At 69.7% G+C, this 15,813-nt stretch carries 13 protein-coding genes, 1 tRNA gene and 1 pseudogene; 12 read left to right on the top strand and 3 right to left on the bottom strand.

Translation table 11 applies throughout. The annotated features are described in order from the left end of the window. Nucleotides 1-285 precede the first annotated feature (285 nt). A complete protein-coding gene (locus VFV89_RS17585; protein ID WP_329707276.1) occupies nucleotides 286-675 on the bottom strand; it encodes a hypothetical protein in 390 nt (129 codons plus the stop codon). On the opposite strand from VFV89_RS17585, the gene VFV89_RS17590 reads away from it, so the two are divergent. Then, nucleotides 595-1,932 carry an ATP-dependent DNA helicase gene (locus tag VFV89_RS17590; protein ID WP_329707275.1) on the top strand — a complete coding sequence of 446 codons (1,338 nt, stop codon included), beginning with the start codon at nucleotides 595-597 and terminating at the stop codon, nucleotides 1,930-1,932. The two genes, VFV89_RS17585 and VFV89_RS17590, sit on opposite strands and share 81 nt — an antisense overlap. 41 nt (nucleotides 1,933-1,973) lie before the next feature. Here VFV89_RS17590 and VFV89_RS17595 read toward each other — a convergent pair whose 3' ends face one another. Beyond that, nucleotides 1,974-3,155, bottom strand: coding sequence for a hypothetical protein (locus VFV89_RS17595; RefSeq protein ID WP_329707262.1), 1,182 nt, complete (start codon nucleotides 3,153-3,155; stop codon nucleotides 1,974-1,976). 259 nt (nucleotides 3,156-3,414) lie between these two features. Here VFV89_RS17595 and VFV89_RS17600 point away from each other — a divergent pair, with 259 nt between their 5' ends. From VFV89_RS17600 to VFV89_RS24870, 4 genes and pseudogenes are all read left to right on the top strand, one after another. Further along, nucleotides 3,415-4,125, top strand: coding sequence for a hypothetical protein (locus tag VFV89_RS17600; RefSeq protein WP_329707263.1), 711 nt, complete (start codon nucleotides 3,415-3,417; stop codon nucleotides 4,123-4,125). Nucleotides 4,126-4,476: 351 nt separating this feature from the next. Further along, nucleotides 4,477-4,860: a hypothetical protein gene (locus VFV89_RS17605; RefSeq protein WP_329707264.1), complete on the top strand. Its 384-nt coding sequence runs from the start codon at nucleotides 4,477-4,479 to the stop codon at nucleotides 4,858-4,860. Between the two features lie 77 nt (nucleotides 4,861-4,937). Further along, nucleotides 4,938-5,165, top strand: coding sequence for a helix-turn-helix domain-containing protein (locus VFV89_RS17610; RefSeq protein WP_329707265.1), 228 nt, complete (start codon nucleotides 4,938-4,940; stop codon nucleotides 5,163-5,165). A gap of 178 nt (nucleotides 5,166-5,343) precedes the next feature. Next, a pseudogene (locus VFV89_RS24870) lies at nucleotides 5,344-6,204 on the top strand (tyrosine-type recombinase/integrase); the annotation flags it as partial. A 260-nt stretch (nucleotides 6,205-6,464) separates the two neighbouring features. On the opposite strand, the gene VFV89_RS17625 reads toward VFV89_RS24870, so the two are convergent. Then, nucleotides 6,465-6,536, bottom strand: a tRNA-Arg gene (locus VFV89_RS17625). An 86-nt stretch (nucleotides 6,537-6,622) separates the two neighbouring features. Here VFV89_RS17625 and argS point away from each other — a divergent pair. From argS to VFV89_RS17660, 7 genes are all read left to right on the top strand, one after another. Next, nucleotides 6,623-8,254 carry an arginine--tRNA ligase gene (argS, locus tag VFV89_RS17630; protein ID WP_329707268.1) on the top strand — a complete coding sequence of 544 codons (1,632 nt, stop codon included), beginning with the start codon at nucleotides 6,623-6,625 and terminating at the stop codon, nucleotides 8,252-8,254. Between the two features lie 7 nt (nucleotides 8,255-8,261). After that, on the top strand, nucleotides 8,262-9,662 hold the full coding sequence (gene lysA, locus VFV89_RS17635) for a diaminopimelate decarboxylase (RefSeq protein ID WP_329707269.1): 1,401 nt from the start codon (nucleotides 8,262-8,264) through the stop codon (nucleotides 9,660-9,662). Then, a complete protein-coding gene (locus VFV89_RS17640) occupies nucleotides 9,659-10,951 on the top strand; it encodes a homoserine dehydrogenase (RefSeq protein ID WP_329707270.1) in 1,293 nt (430 codons plus the stop codon). Before lysA ends, VFV89_RS17640 begins: the two co-directional genes overlap by 4 nt. Then, nucleotides 10,948-12,021: a threonine synthase gene (gene thrC / locus VFV89_RS17645; protein WP_329707271.1), complete on the top strand. Its 1,074-nt coding sequence runs from the start codon at nucleotides 10,948-10,950 to the stop codon at nucleotides 12,019-12,021. Before VFV89_RS17640 ends, thrC begins: the two co-directional genes overlap by 4 nt. Nucleotides 12,022-12,028: 7 nt before the next feature. After that, nucleotides 12,029-12,904, top strand: a complete 876-nt coding sequence (gene thrB, locus VFV89_RS17650) for a homoserine kinase (protein ID WP_329707272.1) — start codon at nucleotides 12,029-12,031, stop codon at nucleotides 12,902-12,904. 123 nt (nucleotides 12,905-13,027) lie between these two features. Continuing rightward, the gene (gene rho / locus VFV89_RS17655) at nucleotides 13,028-14,806 is read left to right on the top strand and encodes a transcription termination factor Rho (RefSeq protein ID WP_329707273.1); all 1,779 of its coding nucleotides are present in this window, start codon (nucleotides 13,028-13,030) and stop codon (nucleotides 14,804-14,806) included. A 78-nt stretch (nucleotides 14,807-14,884) separates the two neighbouring features. After that, a complete protein-coding gene (locus VFV89_RS17660) occupies nucleotides 14,885-15,256 on the top strand; it encodes a response regulator transcription factor (RefSeq protein ID WP_329707274.1) in 372 nt (123 codons plus the stop codon). The last annotated feature ends 557 nt before the right edge of the window (nucleotides 15,257-15,813 follow it).

Raw genomic sequence — 15,813 nt, forward strand, 5'->3', positions numbered from 1 at the left:
CGCAATGCCGACCGGTATGAGGCCGAGTGGCGCGCCGGGCATCCCGGTGAGGAGCCCGGGCCGCGACTGCGCCGCGCATGGGATGCGCGAGCCTGGGCAGACGCGCGACCGGACAAGCTGGTGCCCAGCAATGGTGCCGAGCTGACGCGACGCTGGGTCAACGAACTGTTCGAGCTCGGCTTCACCCCACCGACGTCCAGCCGAGCGGTCGAACGGTTGCTCCCCGGGCAGATCGACCGTCAGGCGGTGCTCACCACCGTGCTCACCAGACTCGGCGCGGCCCGCTCAGCCTGGAACACCGCCGACATCCGCGGTGAGGTCGAACTCCAGATCGCCTCCCTCGGCGTGGTCGCCGACCCCGCGGCCCGGACCGAGCTGGCCGAGGACCTCACCAACCGCGTCGTCGCCGCCTGCGTGCCTCTGCTGGGCCGCGACGACGTTCCCGAACACGTCCGCGCCCTCACCTCCCGGCGCGTCCTCGATGTCGAGGAGGAGCTCACCACCCGGCTCCAGCGGCGCGCCGACCGACCGGCGGAGCCGGTCACGCTGCCCCAAGACGGCCTCGACCCGACCCAGCGTCGCGTCGTCGAAGCGTTGGCCGGGTACGCAGAGCTCCTCGTCATCGAGGGCGCCGCCGGGACCGGGAAGACCGCGACGCTCGCCGCCGCACGGCACGAGCTGGCAGCGTGGGGGAACGAGCTCGTCGTGGTCACCCCGACGCTCAAGGCTGCCCACGTGGCCGCTCACCAAACCGGCGGCAGGGCGTTCTCCGCCGCCTGGCTCGCTCACCAGTACGGCTTCAGGTGGGACGAGAACGGCGCCTGGAGCCGCGTCCCCCACAGCCCTCACCAGGACGCGCGACTCGACTACGACGACGTCCTGCTCATCGACGAGGCAGGAATGCTCGACCAAGACACTGCGCTCGCCCTGATCACTATCGCCGACGAGACCGGTGCCAACTTGACGATGGTCGGTGACCGTCACCAGCTTCCAGCGGTCGGTCGCGGGGGAGTGCTCGACCTGGCTGCGCGCTGGGCCCATCCCGAGGCACTCCTGACCCTCGACTCCGTCCACCGGTTCACCGACCCAAAGTACGCGGCGCTCAGCCTGCTGATGCGGACTGGTGAGCGTCGTGGTGAGGTGTTCGACACCCTCCTCGGTACCGGTCGAATCGCGATCCACGCGAGCGAGGTCGAATGCCAACAGGCCCTGGCCACGGAGTGGCTGACCGAAGGGGATCCACCGCTCCTGGTCGCCAACACCCGAGAACAGGTCGCCGCCCTCAACGCACTCGTCCACGACCTGCTCGTCGACGCCGGCCGAGTCGACGACACCACTTCGCTCACCACGCGAGCGGGACAGCGCATGGGGATCGGCGACCAGGTCGCAACGCGAGAGAACGACCGCGGCCTCGGTGTCGCCAATCGAGACACTTGGATCATCGAGTCGCTGACCGAGGACGGCGGCGCCACTGTGACTGGAGTCCGCGGGCGGCGATCGCTGCCCAGGGACTACGTTCAGCTACACCTCGAGCTGGCGTACGCCACCACCGCGCATGGCGCGCAAGGCGACACGGTCGCCAGCGCGCACCTGCTCGTCGGCGACGACACCGGCGCGGCAGCCGCCTACGTAGGCATGACCCGCGGCCGCCAGCGCAACGTCGCGCACCTGGTCGCCGACTCGACCGACAACGCACGACGTCAATGGATCGACGTCTTCAACCGCGATCGCGCCGACCTGGGACCGACGCACGCGGCCGCGACAGCCTTGGACGACATCGACCGCTACGGCCCTGCCTCTCGAGCCGAAGTGACGCTTCAACGGGCCGCTCTTCAAAGGGCGCTGCAACCGGCCTCGTCGCCTCGGTCAGGGTCGACGACTCCCTATCAAACGTCCAACTCCCGCGAGGTGGGGTCATCGGTGAGTCGCTGACCGCGGTCGCGTCACCCAGAATGACGCTATCGGTCTTCAGTTCACGAGCCGGCCGGCCGGATGATGACCGGGATAACTGCGAGCGAGACGCGTCGACCTTCATCATCTGCGGTGACGATGTAGTCGACCCGGCTGCTGGGCGTGCTCGTGTCCTTCGTGAGGATGTAGCGCGGGTGCGCCTCTACGGCGCTGTGTAGCTTCTCAAGCGTCGCCGCGGGGTCGGCCGTCTTGATGAAGACGATGAGAGCGGACTTGCTGTCACGCCACACGAGGTAGCCAAGCAACTGGTCGAGGGCTTCCGCCACTCCCTTTGGTCCTCGCCAAATCTTGCACTCGGCGATGAAGGCATTGCGGTCGCCGTGACGAATGAGAATGTCGGTCTTGCCGCTGCCGTTGAACAACTCCCCGCCAGCGCCCCCCTGCCAGTAGGTATTCAAATTCCCAAGCAGCAAGTCTCGGAGCTCTTCCTCGTCGAGCTTGGCCGCTGTGCCGGGGGTTCTTTCAAGGGATGTCGCCCAGGCCCGAACGGCGTCGAGCACGTCTTGGTAGACGGCCTCGTCGAGTACCGGCTCCGGGACAAAGTCTGCCTGCGCTGTACGGCTCTGGAGTGTGACCTGTTTGCGCCGAGCGGGAACGGGCGGCCGTGGAACTGCCGAGCTTCGTACGGGTATGCCCAGCGCCTCCTCGACTTGGCGGTCGTTGAGAATGCGTTCTCGGCGGCTTGAGAGGCTGGCCCGGATGGATTGCTCGGCGCTGGCCCGGAAACTGATGAGATCGCCGTTTGCCCAGGCGACACGTTTGTCTATGTCCTGCCTGACTTGATCAACTCGCTGGCGGACCGTGTCGGCATCGAGCGCCCGCTCGACGATCTCGACCACGACGCTGCCGCCCGAGATCTTGCCGTACTTCCCCCCCATACTGAACGTCGAAGCTTGGTAATCCAGCATCTCGGTCGTGCCGGAGACCGGAAATGACACGACCACCTTGCTCGCGGGCACCGTATAGATCTCTTCGCGGTCAAACTGGTCCCGGAACTGCGTCGTGACCTCAGTGACAGGAGTGCGCGTTGCTCCCGCCCAATCAACCTTGATCTCGTCCGGCATGTGCTTCTGAAGCAGGCCAGCGACCGTCACATCCGCGTTCTCGGCAAGGAGAACGTCCGGCTCGATCCTGGCCAACTCGCCGAGGGCATCCTCCAGGCGGCCACGCAGGTAGTCGTCCAAGCGCCTTTCTGAACCCCACATGCGCACTCCCCGAATAACGTCGACGCGGACTCGGCCGCGACTCTAATCGCCGAGGGGGCGTGACAGCGCTTCCTTCGGCGGCCGAGATCCTCGAGATCGAACCAAGTGAGTAGTCAGGATGGCCCGCCGAGGCTTACGCCGGCGGACAGACCTCAACTCAGCTTCCTACCCAGGCGGACGGAGTGACATGACAGGCCGCGCCAGCCGGCTGTCGTCGGCTGCTTCTAGGGTCTGCGTCGTGAAGTCTAAGGACGAGTTGATTGCTCGAGCGCGGCGCTATGCCGAAGAGGTTCGGCTCGACATGCGCTACGAACGCTCCGACGGCGTGTATGGAGGCTTCTGGGCGGCCAACGACAAGACCGATCTGGGAAGGATCAAAGCGCGAGCCGCCGCGGCGCTCGACTTCCTTCGCCAGTATGCGGGTGAAGACTCTCAATGGTTCCAGCGCGCGAAGTGGGTCTACGACGATCATGGTGGACGCGAGTCCACCGAAAGTGGTGCACGCCAAATCGGCGACGTCCTCGAATCTTGGGCAGATTCAGTAGAAGAGGGCTACTCCTCAATCGTGGGTGCGGACGCAATGGGCGTGCGCGCCATGGCAAGCACAGACTTGATGGAGCAAGTACGGGCACTCGTGGCCGATAAGCACGTCAACCCAGCCGCTCCGATTGTCCTCGCGGGCGCCGCCCTTGAGGTCGCGCTGCGAGGCGCTGTGGAGGAGAGGGGGTTCACCGTGAATGGCCCAGGAAGCATCGGCGCCTACGCAAAGGCGTTGCGTAGCGCAGATGTGATCAGCAAGCAGGACATGAAGGACGTCGAGGCGATGGCAGGACTGCGCAATGCCGCCGCCCACGGAGACCACGACGAGCTCAGCCGCGAGCGGGCAGGACTGATGGAGCAGCAGGTGAACCTGTTTCTAGCCAGACTGTCCTCGTTGCTCGGCGACTGATCTGGTCGCGTCAACGGGCAGCGGCGCGCGGGCTTGCGAAGGTCCCCAGAAGACCAGCACGCAGGTGCGTCCTCCCGCCGCCAAGGACCGCCCCCAGTCGTCGCCATCGGACAGACCTGTGCGCAGGTCAACCGCGGACGCTGACGAGCACCGGAGACCGTTGGGACCTGCCCGGTGAGAGACGGACTTCCGTGGATAACACTCCGACTCCACAGGTTTGTGCTTCGTGGGCCGAACAAATCTCGAGGGGCTGCCAACGTGGTCGTGACTCCTGATATCAGGAGCGGCCCCGGCCGGTGCTGGAACACCGGACCGAGGCCTCGGCACAAGTGCACTGGAGGCACGAGCACCGTGGACGAATCATCTCCCAACCCTGAAAGCGGGTTGACCCGGACCGGATCAGCGCAGGTCGAGATCACCTGCCCGACCTGGTGCGAGGTCAGTGCCGACGAGCACGCCTCTCGGCTCTGGAGCAACGAAGGTCGCTGCGTACACCAGACCCTGGTCACGGTCGAAGACCCGATAGGTAAGCAGGTCTGCGATGAAGGCACGAGGTACTGCGATCCGATCGAGCTCTCCTTGCACGTCACCATCGACCCGGCCGGTCGCGAGGTCGAGTCGGCGGACGTTCTCATCAACGGCCAGCAGTCGAACCTCGACCAGCTGACGCGGCTCGCAAACGCCATCGTCGACCTTGGCGAGGTGTACAGAACAACTCCGGGCAGGCGGAAGTGACCGATTCGGCTCGGTCGCTGTTGCTTCTGGAAGGTAAGTGGCGGAGAGAGGCTCTGCCTTGGCACAGAGGAACCACGATGATCCAGACAGCATCGATCCCGGTCGGCAACGACGAGGACTTCCTGACCTTGCCCGAGGTCGCCGAGATCCTCCGCGTCCCGGTCAACACCTTGCGGTGGTGGCGCCAGCGCGGTGACGGCCCGCCCTTCTTCAAGATCGGCCGGCATCTGGTCACCACGATCGGCGACCTGCGTGCCTGGATCCAGGAGCAGAAGCAGCGGACCACCGACCCCACGTTCGCCTGAGAGAATCAGGACACGGGAGGTCACGATGGCCAGCATCGAGAGGCGCCAGCGTGACGGCGTCACCGTCTACCGAGTGCACTACCGGACACCGGCCGGCGCCCAGCGCAACAAGACGTTCGACAGACGGGCCGACGCCCGGCGCTTCCTGGCGAACGTCGAGTCGGCCAAGAACTCCGGCATGTACGTCGACCCGGTGCGCGCCCGTCTGACCGTGGGGGAGTGGGCCGAGAAGTGGCTGGCCGGGCAGGCGCACCTCAAGCCGTCCAGCTATGAGCGATCGGCCGGGATCGTCCGCACCTACGTGGTGCCGACCTGGGGCTCCGTGCGGCTCTCGCAGGTCTCCCACGCCGAGGTCCAGGCCTGGGTGACCCGGCTCTCGGTCGTCCGGTCGCCCTCGACCGTCCGGAAGATCCACCGCACGCTGTCGCTCATCCTCGACCTCGCGGTCCGGGACGGACGGCTGGGACGCAACGTCGCGGAGAAGATCAACCTGCCGAGGCCGGTCCGCCAGGAGCAGCGCCACCTCACGATCAGCCAGGTCGAGCACCTAGCTCGGGAGTGCGGATACCCCTCGAACCCGAGCAAGCACCGCTCGTACGCCGAGCGGGCCCACGAGCCGTACCGCCTTGCTGTCCTCTTCCTCGCCTACACCGGTGTCCGCTTCGGCGAGATGGCGGCGCTGCGCGCGGGCCGGGTCGACCTCGAGCGTCGCCGAGCCGTCATCGCCGAGTCCGTCACCGTCGTGCAGGGCAAGGGCCTGGTCTGGGGCACACCCAAGACCCACCAGCGGCGTGAGGTCCCTTTGCCACGCTTCCTCGTTCACGAGCTGGCGCCGCACCTCGAGACGCTGGCGCCCGACGAGCTCGTCTTCACCGGGGTCCGCCGCGGCTCGCCGCTGCGCGCGGCCATCTTCCGCCGCGGGCACTTCGACGCCGCCGCTACGGCGATCGGGATCCCGGGTCTTCACCCGCACGAGCTGCGGCACACTGCGGCGAGCCTGGCGATCGCCGCCGGAGCCGACGTGAAGGTCGTCCAGCAGATGCTCGGACATGCGTCGGCGACCATGACCATGGACACCTACGGCCACCTGTTCGAGAACCGGCTCGACGAGGTCGCCGACGCTCTCGACCGTGCCCGGCAGCAGTCGGCGTTCGACGACGGCCTGTGGACAACTGCGGCCGAAGAGGGCGAAATTCTGTTGCCCCGTGTTGCCCGAGCGTTGCCCGAAGCCGAAGTAATCCACCTGACTGACTACAAGTCGAAACACGTTTCCGCAGGTCAGACGGTGTTTGAGGAGGGCGCCCCCGGTAGGATTCGAACCTACGCTCCCGCCTCCGGAGGGCGGTGCTCTATCCCCTGAGCTACGGGGGCCAGGGACGACCGGAACCTTACCCGTGCGGTGTCCGCGCGGAGAAACTGGTGTCAGCGGCCCCCGAACGCGCCGATACCCTTGACCGGTGACTCCCGAGCAGCTGTCCGCGGCCATCGTCGGCGTGCTGGAAGCGCTGTCCGCGGAAGGTGAGCTCACCCTTCCGGACGGTGTGCCGAGTGCGGTGACGGTCGAGCGCCCGCGGCAGAGGGAGCACGGTGACTACGCCACCAACGTGGCCCTGCAGCTGGCCAAGAAGGCGGGGAAGAACCCCCGCGACCTGGCCGGCCAGATCCAGGACCGGCTGGTCAAGGTCGAGGGCATCGCCCGCGTCGAGATCGCCGGCCCCGGATTCCTCAACATCACCGTCGAGACCGGCGCCCAGGGCGTGGTGGCCGAGCAGATCGTGGCGGCCGGCGCGTCGTACGGGCGCCAGGAGAGCACCGGCCTGAAGGTGAACGTCGAGTTCATCTCGGCCAACCCGACCGGGCCGATCCACCTCGGCCACACGCGGTGGGCAGTGGTCGGCGACGCGCTGGCCCGCGTGCTCGAGGCCGCCGGCGCCGAGGTGACCCGGGAGTTCTACATCAACGACCGGGGCCGGCAGATGGACCTGTTCGGCGAGTCCCTCAGAGCGGCCGCGGCCGGGCTCCCAGTGCCCGACGACGGCTACCACGGCGCCTACATCTCCGAGCTCGCCCGGCAGGTCAAGCAGGAGCAGCCGGACTCAACCACCATGGAGGAGTTCCGGGAGAAGGGCTACGAGCTCCAGCTCAAGGAGCAGCAGGAGGAGCTGGCCCGGTTCAACACCCGGATGGACGTCTGGTTCTCCGAGCGGGCCCTCCACCAGGGCGACGTCGCGGCCCAGCTCGAGAAGCTGCGCGACCTCGGCCACCTCTACGACGCCGACGGCGCGCTCTGGATGCGGACCACCGACTTCGGTGACGACAAGGACCGGGTGCTGATCCGCTCCAACGGCGAGCTCACCTACTTCGCCAGCGACACCGCCTATTACGTCAACAAGCGCAGCCGCGGCTTCGACAAGTGCATCTACCTCCTCGGCGCCGACCACCACGGGTACGTCGGCCGGCTCAAGGCCATGGCCGCGTGCGCGGGCGACGACCCCGAGGAGAACATCGAGGTCCTCATCGGCCAGCTGGTGAAGATCGTCCGCGGCTCCGAGGAGGTCAAGCTCTCCAAGCGGGCCGGTGACCTGGTGACGCTGCTGGAGCTGATGGAGGAGATCGGCGTCGACCCGCTGCGCTACTCGCTCGCGCGCTACCCCCAGGACTCGCCCCTGACGCTGGACATCGAGCAGATCACTCGGGCGTCCAACGACAATCCCGTCTATTACGTCCAGTACGTCGCCGCGCGGACGGCGAGCATCCTGCGCAACGCCGCGGACCTCGAGCTGGCCCCGGAATCCCACCCGGAGCTCCTGACCCACGAGAAGGAGGGCGACCTGCTGCGTGCGCTGGCCGAGTTCCCTCGTGTGGTGCAAGGTGCGGCCGACCTGCGGGAGCCACACCGGATCGCGCGCTACCTCGAGGACACCGCGGCCACGTTCCACCGGTTCTACGACGAGTGCCGGGTGCTGCCCAAGGGCGACGAGGAACCCGGCGACCTCCACCGGGCTCGCCTGGTCCTCGTCCGGGCCACCCGGATCGTCTTCGAGAACGGCCTCGACCTGCTCGGCGTCACCGCTCCCGAGCGGATGTGAGCGACCGGTGACCCACGAGGCCGGGTGGGCCCACGCCCCCGGTGCGCTGCGTGCCCCGTCGTGGCTCCGCGAGCCGAGCGACCCCAACGTGCTCGTCGGCCACCTCTGGTCGCAGACCGCGCACAAGGCGGACGGCGTGCTGACCGTCGGGGGAGTGAGCCTGGTCGACCTCGTGGCCGAGCACGGCTCGCCGGCGTACGTCCTGGACGAGGCGGACTTCCGCGCGCGGGCGCGCGCGTTCAAGGAGGCGTTCGGCGACTTCGACGTCTTCTACGCCGGGAAGGCATTCCTCTGCACCGCCACCGCCCGCTGGGCCGCGGAGGAGGGGCTCAGCCTCGACGTCTGCACCGGCGGGGAGCTCGCGGTCGCAGAGCGGGCCGGGATCGACATGGCCAGGGTGGGCTTCCACGGCAACAACAAGAGCCTGGCGGAGATCGAGAAGGCGGTCACCCTCGGCGTGGGCCGGCTCATCGTCGACTCGTTCCACGAGATCCAGCGCGTGGCCGACGTCGCCGAGGGGCTCGGCCGCACCCAGCCCGTGATGGTCCGGGTGACCGCGGGCGTCGAGGCGCACACCCACGAGTACATCGCCACCGCGCACGAGGACCAGAAGTTCGGCTTCTCGATCGTCAACGGCCAGGCCCTCGACGCCGTACGCCGGGTCCTCGCCGCCCCGAGCCTCGAGCTGCTCGGGTTGCACAGCCACATCGGCAGCCAGATCTTCGACTCCTCAGGGTTCGAGGTGGCCGCGCGCCGGGTGCTCGCCCTGCAGGCACAGGTCCGCGACGAGCTCGGTGCCGAGCTGCCCGAGCTCGACCTCGGCGGCGGCTTCGGCATCGCCTACACCACCCAGGACGACCCGTCGGAGCCCAAGCAGCTCGCCCACGAGATGAGCGAGATCGTGGCGCACGAGTGCCGGGCGCTCGGGATCGCGGAGCCGCGGCTGTCCATCGAGCCCGGCCGGGCGATCGTCGGACCCGCGATGTGCACCGTCTACGAGGTCGGCACCGTCAAGGAGGTCGAGCTCGACGGGGGCGCCACCCGCACCTACGTCTCGGTCGACGGCGGCATGAGCGACAACATCCGCACCGCGCTCTACGACGCGGACTACTCCTGCACCCTGGCCGGCCGCCGTTCCGACGCCCCACCGGTCCTGGCCCGGATCGTCGGGAAGCACTGCGAGGCCGGCGACATCGTGGTCAAGGACGAGTTCCTGCCCGGCGACGTGCGCCCCGGTGACCTGGTGGCGGTGCCGGGCACCGGCGCCTACTGCCGGTCCATGGCCTCCAACTACAACCACACGCTGCGGCCGCCGGTGGTCGCGGTTCGGGACGGCGCCTCGCGCGTCGTCGTCCGCCGCGAGACTCTGGACGACCTGCTCGCTACGGATGTTGGGATCGGCCAGTGACGGACAGACGACTCAAGGTCGCGGTGCTCGGCTGCGGCTCGGTGGGCTCGCAGGTGGTGCGGCTGCTCCAGGAGCAGTCCGGCGACCTCGCCGCGCGCGTGGGCGCGCCGGTCGAGCTCGTCGGCGTCGCCGTCCGCCGCCTCGACGCCCCGCGCGAGGTGAAGGTGCCCGAGGGGCTGCTGACCACCGACGCCGAGGGGCTCGTCGCCCGGGAGGACGTCGACCTCGTCATCGAGGTGATCGGCGGCATCGAGCCGGCCCGCACCCTCATCCTCTCCGCGCTCGAGAACGGCGCCAGCGTCGTGACCGCCAACAAGGCCCTGCTGGCCGAGGACGGCCCCACCCTGTTCGAGGCCGCCGAGAAGGCCGGCCGCGACCTCTACTTCGAGGCGGCGGTGGCCGGCGCGATCCCGATCATCCGGCCGCTGCGCGAGTCGCTGGCCGGCGACTCGGTGACCCGGGTGCTGGGGATCGTCAACGGCACCACCAACTTCATCCTCGACCGCATGGACACCTCCGGAGCGGGCTTCGCCGAGGCGCTGGAGGAGGCCCAGGAGCTCGGGTACGCCGAGGCCGACCCGACCGCCGACGTCGAGGGGTTCGACGCCGCGGCCAAGGCCGCCATCCTCGCCAGCCTCGCGTTCCACTCCCGGGTCACCGCCTCCGACGTCCATCGCGAGGGCATCTCCGAGGTGACCGCGGCCGACGTCCAGTCCGCCCGCGACATGGGGTCGGTGGTCAAGCTGCTCGCCATCTGCGAGCTCAGGGGGGACTCGGTCGCGGTCCGCGTCCACCCGGCGATGATCCCGAGGAGCCACCCGCTGGCCTCGGTCCGCGAGGCCTACAACGCGGTCTTCGTGGAGTCCGAGGCGGCCGGCCAGCTGATGTTCTACGGCCCGGGAGCCGGCGGCGCCCCGACGGCAAGCGCGGTCCTCGGCGACCTGGTCACCGTGGCCCGCAACGTGCTCGACGACAAGCGCGGGCACGGTGAGTCGGCGTACGCCGACCGGGCGGTGCTGCCGATGGGGGAGACCGTCACGCGCTACCACGTCGCCATCGACGTCGACGACAAGGCGGGCGTCCTGGCCACCGTGGCGCTCGCCTTCGCCGAGCACGGCGTCTCGATCCAGACCGTGCGGCAGGAGGGGCGCGACGACGACGCGCAGCTCGTCGTCGTCTCGCACAGTGCCACCGACGCGCAGCTGGCTGCGACCGTCGACCACCTGCGCGGCCTCGACATCGTCCGCGAGGTCACCTCGGTGATGCGCGTCGAGGGCGGCGAGGAATGACCGCGCGCACCCACCAGTGGCGCGGCGTCATCGAGGAGTACCGCGACCTCCTCCAGATCCCGGAGGGCACGCCGGCGATCACGCTCCGCGAGGGCGGCACGCCCCTGGTGCACTCCGAGTGGCTGTCCGGGCTGACCGGCGCCGAGGTCTGGCTCAAGGTCGAGGGCGACAACCCCACCGGCTCGTTCAAGGACCGGGGGATGACCGCGGCCATCTCGGTCGCCGTCCACGACGGCGCCAAGGCCGTGGTCTGCGCCAGCACCGGCAACACCTCGGCCTCGATGGCGGCGTACGCCGCGAAGGCCGGGCTCACACCGCTGGTGCTGGTCCCCGAGGGCAAGATCGCGGCCGGCAAGATGGCGCAGGCGATCGTGCACGGCGCCCGGGTGATCATGGTCCGCGGCAACTTCGACGGCTGCCTGGAGCTGGCCAAGGGGCTGGCGTGGGACCACCCCGTCGCGCTGGTCAACTCGGTCAACCCGGTCCGGCTCGAGGGCCAGAAGACCGCGGCGTTCGAGGTCGTCGACTTCCTCGGCGACGCGCCCGACTTCCACCTCCTGCCGGTCGGCAACGCGGGCAACATCTCGGCGTACTGGCTCGGCTACACCCAGTACTTCGACCTCGGCCTGGCCACCCGGAAGCCCCGGATGTTCGGCTTCCAGGCCGACGGTGCCGCGCCGCTGGTCACGGGCGAGCCGTTCCCCGACCCGGAGACCCGCGCCACCGCGATCCGGATCGGCAACCCGGCGTCGTGGAAGCTCGCCGAGGCCGCGGCCCACGAGTCCGACGGCCGGTTCCGTGCGGTGGGCGACGAAAAGATCCTGGCCGCGCAGCGCGACCTGGCGGCCAGGGACGGGGTGTTCGTCGAGCCGGCGTCAGCCGCCGGCATCGCCGGCCTGTTGGCCGACCTGGACCGGGGCGACTCCTACGCCGGCAGCACCGTCGTCGTCACCGTCACCGGTCACGGGCTCAAGGACACCGCCACCGCGCTCGAGGGCTTCGGCCCGCTCGTCGAGTCCGTGATCGACCCCGACGTGGCCGAGGCGGCCCGGGCCGCCGGGCTGGCATGACCACCTGATGGCTCGGGTCAGCGTCCCAGCGACCTCGGCGAACCTCGGTCCCGGCTTCGACTCGCTCGGCCTCGCGCTCGACCTGCGCGACGTCCTGGAGGCGGAGCCGGCCGGCTCCGGGCTGTCGGTCGAGGTGACGGGAGAGGGCGCCGGCGCCCTACCTCTCGACGACGAGCACCTCGTGGTGCGCGCGATGCGGCTCGCCTTCGACGCGCTCGGTGGCCAGCCGGGCGGAATCAGGCTGGTGTGCCGCAACTCGATCCCGCACGCCCGGGGGCTCGGCTCGTCCTCGGCGGCCATCGTCGGCGGGCTGGTGCTGGCCCGGGCGCTCGCCGAGGAGGGGACCGAGCGGCTCGACGACAACGCCCTCCTCGAGCTCGCCGTCGACATGGAGGGGCACCCCGACAACGTCGCCCCCGCGCTGGCGGGCGGCTTCGTGATCGCGGGCCGTGACGAGCACGGCTCGAGCTACGCGGTGTCCGCGCCCGTCGACGCGCGGATCGCGGCGGCGGTCTTCGTGCCGCCCGAGCCACTGTCGACGGAGGTGGCCCGCGGGCTGCTGCCGCTCACCGTCCCGCACGCCGACGCGGCCGCCGACGCGGGGAAGGCGGCCCTGCTGGTCGCCGCCTTGGCCGGCCGGCCCGACCAGCTGTGGCGCGCGACCCGCGACTACCTGCACCAGGACTACCGGCGGCCGGCCATGCCCGCCTCGCTCGACCTGGTCGACCGGCTCCGCGCCGATGGTCACGCGGCCGTCGTCTCGGGCGCCGGGCCGTCGGTGCTGGTGCTGGTGCCCGACGGCGTCGACCTGGCGTCGTACTGCCCCCCGGGCTGGATGCACCACCGGCTCGCCGTCGACACCCGCGGCGCGGTGGTCGAGTAGCCGTTTGCTACATTGAAACCGCGCCGGTTCTCGGCGCGGCACCGCATCTGAGGTGCCACAACCTCTTCCGATTTGTCGCTGACCCCTGTCTGTCAGGGTTGCTCGGCGTAGCGAAGGAACAAAGTGACAGAGACTCAGGACGAGACCACGACCGCCCCTGCCAAGAAGGCGCAGAAGAAGAGCGGCGGTCTCAACACGATGCTGCTGGCCGACCTCAAGTCGCTGGCCGGGGGCCTGGGCATCAAGGGCGCCAGCTCGATGAAGAAGGCGCAGCTCGTCGACGCGATCAAGGCGCACCAGGCGGGCCAGTCCGGTGACCAGTCCCGTGACCAGTCCCGTGACCAGTCCCGTGGGAACCGGTCCGGGGGCCAGGAGGAGTCCCGGCCGGAGCGCCAGGAGACCCCGGAGCGCTCGGAACGCTCGGAACGCTCGGAGCGACAGGAGCGCCAGCCCCGCGAGGAGCAGAAGGCCGACGACGACCGCTCGACCGGCGGCCGGGACCGGCAGCAGGGCCAGCAGCAACAGCAGCAACAGCAGCAACAGCAGCAGCGCAGCCAGGGTCAGCAACGCGGTCAGGGTGGTCAGGGTGGTCAGCAGGGTCAGCAGGGCCAGCAGCGCGACCAGAGCCAGCGCGGCCAGGGGCAGCAGAACCAGCAGAGCCAGCAGGAGGCCGAGCAGGCCGACGACGCGGACGGCGACGGCGAGGGCGGCCGCCGCAACCGGCGCCGCCGGGGCCGGGACCGCGACCGCACCCGCGGTGGCCGCAACGAGCCCGACACCACGATCCTCGAGGACGACGTCCTGGTTCCGGCCGCCGGGATCCTCGACGTACTCGACAACTACGCGTTCGTCCGGACCAGCGGCTACCTGGCCGGCGCCGACGACGTCTACCTCTCGCTCTCGATGGTCCGCAAGTACGGCCTGCGTCGCGGGGACGCCATCGTCGGACAGGTGCGCCAGCCCCGGGAGGGCGAGCGCAAGGAGAAGTTCAACCCGATGGTGCGCATCGACAGCGTCAACGGAGCCGATCCGGAGTCGGTGAAGAACCGCTCCGACTTCGCCAGGCTGACGCCGGTCCACCCGCATCGCCGGCTCAAGCTCGAGACCGGTCCGGACGACCTCATCGGCCGGGTCGTCGACCTGGTCACACCGGTGGGCAAGGGTCAGCGCGGCCTGATCGTGGCGCCGGCGCAGGCCGGCAAGACCACGCTGCTGCAGTCCCTGGCCACCTCGATCACCACCAACAACCCGGAGTGCCATGTGATGGTGGTCCTGGTCGACGAGCGGCCGGAGGAGGTCACCGACTTCCAGCGCACGGTCAAGGGCGAGGTCATCGCCTCGACGTTCGACAAGGCTCCGGGCGACCACACCACGGTCGCCGAGCTCGCGGTCGAGCGGGCCAAGCGGCTGGCCGAGCTCGGCCACGACGTGGTCGTGCTCATCGACGGGCTCACCCGGCTGGGCCGCGCGTACAACGCGGCGGCCCCGGCGAGCGGCCGCGGCCTGTCCAGCGGCGTGGACCCGTCCGCGCTGACCGCGATCAAGCGGCTGTTCGGCGCCGCGCGCAGCATCGAGGACGGCGGTTCGCTGACCGTCCTGGCCACCGCGCTGGCCGACTCGGGCTCCACCGTGGACGAGCAGGTGCTCCAGGAGCTGTCCGGGACCGAGAACCTCCTGCTCCGGCTGGACGGCTCGCTCGCGGAGGACCGGGTCTTCCCGGCGGTCGACCTGGTCCAGTCCGGCACCCGCCACGAGGCGGCGCTGGTCGGCGACCAGCAGTCCGCCGTCCTGGAGCGGCTGCGGCGCGGTCTCGCCGCGAAGGACGGCGTCGCCGGGCTCCTGGACAGGCTCCGCAAGACCCAGCGCAACGACGAGGTGCTGAGCGCGGCGCAGCGCTCCTGAGCAGATTTGGCGGTTCTACCGCGCGGCTCCCGCCCCTTTCTGGATACTCGGCCCAGAGACCTGTGGAGGGGGCTGCAAGTGGCGCTCATCGTTGTGGCCGACGACGACGTGGACATCCGCGACCTCGTCGAGTTCAAGCTGGCGAGCCTCGGGCACCAGGTCGTCACCGTGGCCGACGGCAGCTCCGCCGTCGACGCCTGCCGCACCACGCATCCCGACCTTGCGGTCCTCGATGTGATGATGCCGGGCCTGACCGGCCTGGAGGTGGTCCGCGAGCTGCGCACCAACCCGGGTCTCGAGGACATCCCGGTGATCCTGCTGACCGCCCGGGCCCAGCAGTCCGACGTGCAGACGGGATACGACTCCGGCGCCGACGACTACATCACCAAGCCGTTCTCGCCCAAGGACCTCGCGTCCCGGGTCGAGGCCCTGCTCGCCCGGGTCGGCTGACGCCGGGCGCGGCGTCGGCACCGTCTGGCTCGGTGGCGGACGGCCTTGCGGGCCGACGGGCCGCACCGGTCCGCACCGGTCCGCACCGGTCCGCCGTGGGTTCTGTAGCGACCCATCCGCTTCTGTGCCGAGATCTCGCTACAGAAGCGCAGGGGTCCCCGGATATCCGGTGACCCCTGCAACCGGCTCCGCTTCGCGCGGTGATACGGGGCGCACAACGGCGGGCTTCGCCGCGCCGTTGCAATGCGCGGGCACCACCAGCCCCATCGGTGGTCTGCGGAGGGAGATCGGCACCTGGTGCCGGAGATCCTCGGCAAAGCCGGGTTGCGGCGTGCTACGCGCGCGGCCGCCCACCCACGGATCAGTCAGAAGAGCCGGGTATCCGGTGACCCCTGCAACCGGCTCCGCTTGGCGCGCCTGACTGTCGGCCACGGCGATGGGGGCACCGCGGGAATGTGACGCGTGAGCCGGGCGTTGACTACGCTGGACCGCTGGCTCCGGTTCACGTCTCGCGTTCGAGCGAAGGCGACCCGGGGCACGAGAGAGGACACCATGAA

It is taken from the genome of Nocardioides sp. (assembly GCF_036274455.1).
Taxonomy (GTDB): domain Bacteria; phylum Actinomycetota; class Actinomycetes; order Propionibacteriales; family Nocardioidaceae; genus Nocardioides.

What these genes read in the sequence shown, in the direction of transcription:
- VFV89_RS17610 (WP_329707265.1), top strand. Translation starts at nt 4,938, where the DNA reads ATGATCCAGACAGCATCGATCCCGGTCGGCAACGACGAGGACTTCCTG.
- thrB (WP_329707272.1), top strand. Translation starts at nt 12,029, where the DNA reads ATGGCTCGGGTCAGCGTCCCAGCGACCTCGGCGAACCTCGGTCCCGGC.
- thrC (WP_329707271.1), top strand. Translation starts at nt 10,948, where the DNA reads ATGACCGCGCGCACCCACCAGTGGCGCGGCGTCATCGAGGAGTACCGC.